Source organism: Sphingobacterium sp. JB170 (assembly GCF_900163865.1).
In the GTDB taxonomy this organism is placed as follows: domain Bacteria; phylum Bacteroidota; class Bacteroidia; order Sphingobacteriales; family Sphingobacteriaceae; genus Sphingobacterium.
In genome coordinates, this window is the sequence record NZ_FUKU01000001.1 from 1 (window position 1) to 4,058 (window position 4,058).

Sequence of the window (4,058 nt, forward strand, 5' to 3'; positions counted from 1 at the left end):
TATACCGCCAAAATCTAACGGTACACCACCAGTAAATGGCAAAAAACAGGAAGCTTTCGGCGACCTGTTTTCACAAATAAACGGGAATGGCCAAGCTGATAAGCCAGGCGTTCCCGATACCATTCCCGAACCTGTTCCTTATAGTGGCGAACTGCAATCGTTCCACCGTAACGATTGCCTTATTATGGATAATGGTTGGGTCGGTCATTTACAAGATGTAGATACATCAGACGGTACGGCTGTTTTCCATCCTTTAGCTTTGCCCCCTTTACAGAAAGCAAGAGCCGAAGCGTACATTGCTGTACGTGATGTCTACCAAGAGCTTTACAATAAAGAGGCAAAGTTTCAGACCGAACACAAGGAAGAAAGGGAAAACCTTAATCGTCTTTACGATGCCTTTGTCAAAAGGTACGGCACCCTTAACAGTGCCGATAATGTCAAGCTCATCAAAACGGATAGCTCCGGTAAGGAAATCCCTTATTTGGAGCGTATCATCGGTGGCGTGGTACACAAAGCGGATATATTCAGCCGTCCTGTAAGTTTCTCCACCTTAACCATAGCAACGGACAATCCCGAAGAAGCGTTAGCGGCTTCGCTGAACAAATACGGAAGCGTGGATTTGGACTATATGTCCGAAATCAGCGCTATGACCAATGATGCTTTGAAAGAAGCCTTACACGGTCGTATTTTCTACAATCCACTGCAAAAGGAATATGAAATAGCCGAACGCTGGATTGCGGGCAATGTAGTGGAGAAAGCCAATGAAGTAAGGGCCTATCTGGAAAACAATCCCAATGATACGGAGGCCAAAGAAAGCCTTACCGTTCTGGAAGAAGCAAGACCAAGACGTATCGAATTTGAGGAACTCGATTTTAATCTCGGCGAACGCTGGATACCCGCAGGCATTTACGCCCGTTTTGCATCGCATTTATTCGATGCAGAAGTCCGTATCCATTATTCCGATAGTGCCGATGACTTTTCCGTAACCTGCAAACAGAAGAACGTACACATTTGGGACAAATATGCGGTAAAAGCCAATAGCAGGACGTATGACGGGATTGCCCTGCTCAAACACGCCCTTGTCAATACCACGCCGGATATTTCCAAAACAGTACAGGTAGATGGCAAAGATGTGAAGGTGCGGGATATGGAAGTCGTACAAATGGCGAACACCAAGATTGACGAAATCCGAACCGCCTTTACCGATTGGCTTCATGCCCAGAATGATGAGTTTAAAACAAGGCTGACCGATCAGTACAACGATACGTTTAACTGTTTTGTCCGACCGGACTATGACGGCTCGCATCAGGAATTTCCGGGATTAGACCGCAAGGGATTAGGCATTGGCGATCTGTATTCGAGCCAAAAGGATGCCGTCTGGATGATAAAGCTGAACAACGGTGCTATCTGCGACCACGAAGTGGGGGCAGGAAAGACGCTCATCATGTGTACCGCAGCACAGGAAATGAAGCGTTTGGGAATGGCTCATAAACCGATGATTATCGGGCTGAAAGCCAATATTCCCGAAATAGCCGAAGCCTACCGCACTGCTTACCCTCATGCCAAAATCCTTTATCCTGGCATTGATGATTTTACGCCCGAAAAACGCCTGCGGATTTTCGGGGATATTAAAAACAACGAATGGGATTGTGTGATACTCACACACGACCAATTCGGGATGATACCCCAATCTCCCGAAATACAAAAGGAAATCCTGCAAATCGAACTGGACAGCGTGGAGGAAAACCTTGATGTTATGCGAAGCCAGGGCGATGAAATAACGCAATGGATGCTCAAAGGAGCGGAAAAACAAAAGGAAAACCTCGAAGTAAAGCTCAAAACCCTGCAATACGACATCGAAAACCGTAAAGATGATATTGTGGATTTTAAGATGATGGGCATTGACCATTTATTTATTGATGAAAGCCACCAGTTCAAAAACCTTATGTTCAACACAAGGCATTCGAGGGTTGCGGGCTTGGGCAATCAACAGGGAAGCCAAAAGGCACTGAACCTGCTATTTGCTATCCGTACCATACAGGAGCGTACCCAAGCGGATATGGGTGCGACCTTTCTTTCCGGGACGACCATCAGCAATTCGCTAACCGAATTATACCTGCTGTTCAAATACCTGCGACCACGGGCATTGGCAAAACAGGATATCAACTCCTTTGATGCGTGGGCGGCAATTTATGCCAAGAAAACCACCGATTACGAGTTTTCCGTGGCGAACAACATTGTGGCAAAAGAGCGTTTCCGATACTTTATCAAAGTGCCGGAACTGGCTCAATTCTATTCCGAAATCACGGATTACCGTACGGCGGCTATGATCGGCATTGACCGCCCCGAAAAGAACGAGATATTTTACAACATACCTCCAACTCCGGCCCAGGAAGAGTATATCCGAAAGCTGATGAAGTTTGCCGAGACAGGCAAAGGCGAATTACTCGGCAGGGCTCCGTTATCACAATCGGAGGAAAAAGCAAAAATGCTCATCGCTACGGACTATGCCCGTAAGATGTCTTTGGATATGCGAATGGTAAGCGGAATGTACGACGATCACCCCGATAACAAAGCATCACACTGTGCCAACAATATCGTCAAATATTACCACCAATTCAACGCACAGAAAGGCACCCAATTCGTGTTCTCGGATCTGGGGACGTACAAGCCTAATGAATGGAATGTATATGCTGAAATCAAACGCAAGCTCGTAGAAGATCACGGCATACCTGCACACGAAATTCGATTTATACAGGAAGCAAAGAACGACAAGCAACGTAAGGCATTGATTAAGGGAATGAACGACGGCACAATCCGTGTACTGTTCGGTTCTACGAGTATGCTCGGTACAGGTGTGAACGCACAGAAAAGAGCCGTCGCCGTTCATCATTTGGATACGCCGTGGCGACCGTCTGACCTTGCCCAAAGGGACGGTCGGGCAATCCGAAAAGGCAATGAAATCGCTAAACATTTTAACAACAATAAAGTGGATGTGATTATATATGCAGTAGAAAAATCGTTGGATAGTTATAAGTTCAACCTGCTGTACAACAAACAGCTATTCATTAACCAACTAAAATCCAACAACCTCGGCAAACGAACGATTGATGAGGGCAGTATGGACGAGAAATCGGGAATGAACTTCTCGGAATACGTGGCTATCCTTATGGGTAATACAGACCTGTTGGACAAAGCTAAAATAGAAAAACAAATTGCGGGATTGGAGAGCGAACGGCAATCGTTCAACCGTTCAAAATCAAGTGCCAGATATAAATTGGAAGATTATACGGCAGAATTGAACAAAGCCCAATCCCGATTTGACCGTATGAGCCTCGATTGGAATAATCTGCAAGGGCGTATCCAAAAACATGCGGACGGCACTATTGCCAACCTTATTAAATTGGACAGCTTGTCGCCCAATGCGGATATAAAACAAATAGGTGCAAAACTCAATCAACTTGCGGACAAATCCCGTACAGGTGGGGATTATGAGGAAATAGGGAGCCTTTACGGTTTTCAGCTTTTGGTAAAAACGGAAATGTCGCAAAAAGAAGGCGTGGATATTCGGGTAAACCGTTTTTTGATACAAGGTGAGGGGAATATCAAATATACCTACAATAACGGTATCATTGCCAAAGACGAAAAACTGGCATCTATGAACTTCCTCAATGCTTTGGAAAAACTACCTGCCTACATTGAGCAGGAACAAAAGAAAATTGCCGAGATACAAAAGGATGTACCTGTTCTTCAGGAAGTGTTGAACGGTACGTGGAGCAAAGAGAGCCGATTGAGCGAACTCAAAACAGAACTGGCTTCCGTTGAGCGAAAGATACATTTATCAATGAAAGAAAGTGAGATTAAAGAAGAACCTGATGAACAAACCGGAAAAAAGCAAGAAACACCAAAGATTTCAGAAAGCATTGTCCGTACAAAAGGTGTTCATATGCCAAGAGGGATATTGTAAGAATCTTAGTTCATCCTTTCGTCATCTTCATCCATTTTTCTGATCAAAGCGTCACGTAAGCTGTCAAGGAATTTAGTCCGGTTTATTTTTC

At 44.9% G+C, this 4,058-nt stretch carries 1 protein-coding gene; it reads left to right on the top strand.

What is annotated here, in order from left to right; genetic code table 11:
* Nucleotides 1-3,967, top strand: a 3,967-nt coding sequence (locus FM107_RS00005; protein ID WP_143559383.1) for a helicase-related protein, incomplete at its 5' end; no start/stop codon positions are given.
* Between the last annotated feature and the right edge of the window lie 91 nt (nt 3,968-4,058).